Origin of the sequence: Phyllobacterium sp. (assembly GCF_037994405.1) — a bacterium.
Taxonomy (GTDB): Bacteria; Pseudomonadota; Alphaproteobacteria; order Rhizobiales; family Rhizobiaceae; genus Phyllobacterium.
The window spans coordinates 1-3,289 of the sequence record NZ_JBBNAN010000154.1 but is presented as its reverse complement, the minus strand read 5'-3'; the positions used below and the strand labels follow the sequence as shown (position 1 = coordinate 3,289).

The 3,289-nt window shown below is 59.6% G+C and carries 1 protein-coding gene and 1 pseudogene; both read left to right on the top strand.

The genetic code is table 11. From position 1 onward, the window contains the following. Positions 1 to 234: pseudogene (locus AAAC48_RS09345) on the top strand (haloacid dehalogenase-like hydrolase); the annotation flags it as partial. Between the two features lie 274 nt (positions 235 to 508). Further along, positions 509 to 2,677, top strand: a complete 2,169-nt coding sequence (locus tag AAAC48_RS09340; RefSeq protein ID WP_340653916.1) for a tetratricopeptide repeat protein — start codon at positions 509 to 511, stop codon at positions 2,675 to 2,677. Positions 2,678 to 3,289: the final 612 nt, after the last annotated feature.

Sequence of the window (3,289 nt, the reverse complement as noted above, 5' to 3'; positions counted from 1 at the left end):
CTTCTGCTGCTGGCGAGTGCGACAGCGCGGGCTCAGACGGACCTCTTGCCGTCATGGAACGACACGGCACCCAAGACGGCGATCGAAGCGTTCGTCAAAAAGGTGACCACGGAAAACTCGCCCGACTTCGTCCCTGAGCCAGAGCGGATCGCCGTCTTCGACAATGATGGCACTCTGTGGATCGAGCATCCCATGTATGTGCAGCTCGCGTTCGCCCTTGATCGCGTGAAAGCCGTACTGATTGATCATCGAGATGAACGCAATTGTTCGTAACCGAAAATGGGAGGCTGGCCGGATCAGCCTCGTCTCGGCTACTGTTGTGCTCGATGCTTGGGTCAGCCGCTTGGTTGCAGCGTGACCTTTGCATCAGAATAACGGAGCCGTTCGATTGACGATATTAGGCCACCCAGCGGCCGCTCTCCGGGTGATCTTTTCGCTCGGCGCTTTGTTATTCGCCGCGCAAGCCTTTGCCGCCGAGAAAACTCCCGCCGTCTCCGTTGATCCTCGCATGTCGGTCCACGACGGCTTCGTGGACGAGACGAAATGTGCATCTTGCCATGCCGACCAGGCCGCCGCCTTTGCAAAATCCCACCACGCCAAGGCAATGGCGCTCGCCGATGACGAGACAGTGCGCGCAGATTTCAACAATACCCGCTTCGAGCACGATGGCATCGTGTCAACCTTCTTTCGCCGGGACGGACGCTTCTTCGTCCGCACCGAAGGAAGTGATGGCAGGTCATCTGAGTTTGAGGTCAGATACACCTTCGCCTATGAACCGCTCCAGCAATACCTGGTCGATCTCGGCGGCGGCAGACTGCAGGCACTCGATGTGGCCTGGGATACCGAAAGGCAGCAATGGTTCTGGCTCGGTGAAGGCAAACCCGCAAGACCGGGATCCACGTTTCATTGGACGGGCCCGTTCTACCGCTGGAACCGCACCTGCATCGACTGCCATTCGACCGACCCTCAGACCAATTTTCAGCCGGAGACGAACGAATACAGATCGTCCTATGTCGCGACAAGCATAGGCTGTCAGTCTTGTCACGGCGCGGGCGCAAAGCATGTCGCGTGGGCCGAGGCGAAATGCAAAGATGCCACGGCGCCCGCAGGCCCGAACATGGGCTTGTCGAAGGTCGATGCGAGCGCCTGCTTTGGCTGTCATTCACGACGGACCAAGCTTCTCAACAGCTTTCAACCCGGACAATCCTTTCTCGACCATTTCTCCCCGGCGTTGCTCCGTCCGGACCTTTACTTTCCTGACGGGCAGATTCTCGACGAAGTGTTCGAATACGGCTCCTTCCAGCAGAGCAAGATGGCGCGAGCAGGCGTCACCTGCCTCGATTGCCACCGGCCACATGAGGGAGCTCTCAAGGCGGAGGACAATGCTCTATGCACGCAATGCCATACGAAAATCCCTCCGGAACGCTTTGTGAAATATCACCCGGGCGGTGACTTCGACACGCCAGCCCATACGCATCACCCTATGGGATCGACCGGCGCACAGTGCGCCAACTGCCACATGCCGGAGCGCACCTATATGAAGGTCGACCGGCGGCGGGACCACTCCTTGGTAATCCCGCGCCCCGACCTTTCCGGTACCTACGGCACACCGAACGCCTGCACTACGTGTCACGAGGACAAAACCAACGCCTGGGCAGTCGAGAATATGGAGAGATGGTACGGCACGGCCTGGCGCAATCGCCCGACCATCGCGCACGCTTTCGCGGGCGTGGCGCAGAATGATCCTGGTTCAATCGAGGCGCTGCGCAGCCTCTTCGCCGACCGCGAACAGGCGGGCATCGTCAAGGGCAGCGCGATCGCCGCGATGAGCCGGGTCGGGGGCGAAGCCGCAGTCGCGGACGTAAAGGCGGCAGCGGGAAATTCCGACCCGCTTGTCCGGCTGGGGGCTGCGGAAGCGGCGGGCAATCTGCCGCCGGAGCGCCGGCTCGACGCGATCGGCAAACTACTCGGCGATGAAACACGCGCCGTCCGGGTGGCGGCCGTCATAGCGCTCGGCAGCACGCCATCGCTGGATTTCCTCGGCAATGAACGCCGCACCTTTAATGCCGCGGTCGAAGATCTGCGTGCCTATGTTCAGGCAAACGCCGACGTCGCCGAGGCACAGAACAGCTATGGATCCTTTTTGTTCGACCAGCAGCGCCTGAACGAAGCGGAAAAAGTGTTCCGCCAGGCGATTGCGCTTGATCCGGCGTTTTCAGGCGCGCGCATTAATCTTGCCGAGCTCTACCGGGCCACAGGCCAGAACGAAAAATCCGAACACGCCTACGCAGAGGCGATCGCAATTTCGCCCGACCAGGCTGACTTGCGCTACGGACACGCACTGTCGCTCGTTCGCCAGAAGGCTATGCCCCACGCCATCCAGGAACTCGAAGAAGCCGTGCGTTTGGATCCGGACAATTCCCGGTATAGAACGACGCTTGCCATTGCGCTGGATTCGATCGGTCGGACTGCGGACGCGTTCGCGATCTTGGGACAGGCCGTTTCGGGTGGTCAAGCCGACGCCAATCTGCTCGGCGTTGCGATCCAGTTTGGACTTAAACTCAGACGCTTCCCGCAAACGCTGAAATATGCCGAGGCTCTCGCCCGTCTGCAGCCGAACGATCCGCAGATTGCCGAACTCATCAGACAATTGCGGGCGGCAGTCGAGACCAAATGAGAAAACAATAATGCGTGTGCCGCATTCTCGGCTCAGAAATGCATGATGACCGGTGCTCCAAGGATTGTGCGGAGCGACCGGGAAATACGAGCCGGGTGATGTGTATGATAGGCGACGCCCGGCCAGCGAGAAAGGAAAGTTACGCGCCGAGCCCGTTGTTGCCGATCGCTAGGGTCAGGACTTCGGTAACGGGCCGTCCATGTCAACGGTTTTATGGCAAGCAAAGTCGGCCGATGTCAGTAGACCTGCGCGGGTCTTTCTTCCAAGTGCCTTCGCGCCTGTCATGGAGCGACCGAGGTTTCGCACCCCTTACTATTGAGATCATCGCCGGGTTCATGCTTCGGCCCGTGGTCAGCGGGATGGCTGCCAACATGATTCCAGTGCGGCAAGCCATGGATGCGGGTTGGAGCCAGGCTTGTGTCAAACAGGCTCTGGACCTTCTTGAGAACTTTGAATTTGGATGAGCCCCATGTGAAAAGGGGTCGTAGATGGCAATTGGAAAGCTCAAGGGTAAGGAGAAAGAGCAGCGGGGCAAACCTACCCATGACGATCTGGCCAGAGATCGCAGGCAAGCGCCAGCAGCTGGAGGGAAAGCTGCAGGAACGCCACAGC

Bases quoted from the DNA above. Each gene is read 5' to 3' on its own strand.
- AAAC48_RS09340 (WP_340653916.1), top strand. From the start codon at position 509: ATGTCGGTCCACGACGGCTTCGTGGACGAGACGAAATGTGCATCTTGC.